General features: G+C 62.8%; 1 protein-coding gene. It reads right to left on the bottom strand.

Annotated elements, in window-relative coordinates:
* Positions 1-154: 154 nt before the first annotated feature.
* Entirely contained in the window at positions 155-1,354 is a 1,200-nt protein-coding gene (locus tag ACZY0Y_RS19855; RefSeq protein ID WP_463959938.1) for an IS4 family transposase, read from the bottom strand.
* Between the last annotated feature and the right edge of the window lie 41 nt (positions 1,355-1,395).

The raw sequence follows: 1,395 nt of genomic DNA, 5'->3' as shown, positions 1-1,395 counted from the left end.
CAATACCGTTTACTTAGGTGGTTTGGGTATTCGTTTGAGCGGCCAGCCTGACATCTTGCGTTTGACTACGCGGGGGTTGCTTCGTTGTCGGCGTGGTGGCAGGAGGTCGTGGAGTATCTCGCCGCTGAAGGTGGCGAAGGCTTTCCGGAGTTTGTCAGGGGGAAAAAGCCGGGCGGTCGGCGAGGGTTCGCCGTGCTGCCCGGAGGGTGCGTGTGAACGAAAACCGTAAGGGGTCTTCTTCGAACAATAGGGCGACTTCGCCGATGAGGGACCGCAGGGCGTAGTGGACGCAGAGGTAGCCGTAGATTTCCTGCAGGACCCCGTCGGGGGTTTTGGAGCGCAGGACGATTCCGGGGCCGCGCTGGTGGGTTTTGAGCTCGTCGAAGCAGGACTCGATTTCCCAGCGCCGCCCGTAGAGGTCTGCCAGGTCCTGTGCCGGTGCTGTGTCCGGGTCCAGGATGGTGGTGATGAGACGGAAATCGCTGGTGCTCTCACCGCTGGTGACTGTGTATTCGATCACCCGGACGGGGATCGCGTCCGTGTTGTTCCGGCGGGCCTTGGGGTTTGCGTATACCGCTGATCGGTACGAACCGTCGGGGAGTTCCTCGAGCACCGGCAGGACGTTGTTCGCGCGCATCCGCCACAGGAGTGCCGCGCCGGTTCCGGCGCTGTCCCGCCAGGCGTGGTAGCTGAAGAACCCGCGGTCGGCCATCACCAGCATCGAGGCGTCCAGATCCGCGTGGAGCCCGGGAAACATGTCCTGCTCGGCCGTGTCATAGCCGGCGACCACGGCCCCGATCACAGCATGAGTACCGCATTCGACAAGTCCGAGCACCCGCGCCTGCGGGTACGCGCTTTTGACCAGGGTGGCCGTGCCAGGCCGTCCGTAGTACTTCTCGTTCACCGGCGTATCGGCGATGTCCAGGCAGGTTCCGTCAACGCTGACCAGCCGCCAGGACTTGTAGAATCCGTTGCTTCCCGGAGCTGCCAAGGGCTTGGCGACCTCCGCGAAAAGTTCAGCCATCACCGTCGACCCAAGCCGCGTCCGCGCCTTGAAAATCGCGGCCTTCGTCGGCATCTGCCAATCCCTGAAACGGCCCGTGACCCACTCCAGGCCCGCCAGCAGCGAACGCATCACCTCTTCATACGAGCCGGCCGCGAACAACGCCATGGCCATCACGTAATACACCATCAGCCGCGAAGGCAGCAGCCTGTTCCGCATCTGGCCCGCCCCGGTACGCGCGATCACCCGGTCCACGACATCCGGCGGGAAAGCGCGCGTCAAAACCCCCAGGGAGACGTGATCACTCAAACGTTCCGGGGTTTCGGGCTTAATCCATCCGCTGCGAGCCATACACCAACATTAACAGAACAGACGCTAAGTAAACGGTATTG

Source organism: Pseudarthrobacter kochi (genome assembly GCF_055412805.1).
Note: the sequence above shows the minus strand (reverse complement) of the source record. Positions and strands in the feature narration are given on the sequence as shown.

Excerpts from the sequence above, each read along its gene's own strand:
- ACZY0Y_RS19855 (WP_463959938.1), bottom strand. The coding sequence starts at position 1,354 with ATGGCTCGCAGCGGATGGATTAAGCCCGAAACCCCGGAACGTTTGAGT.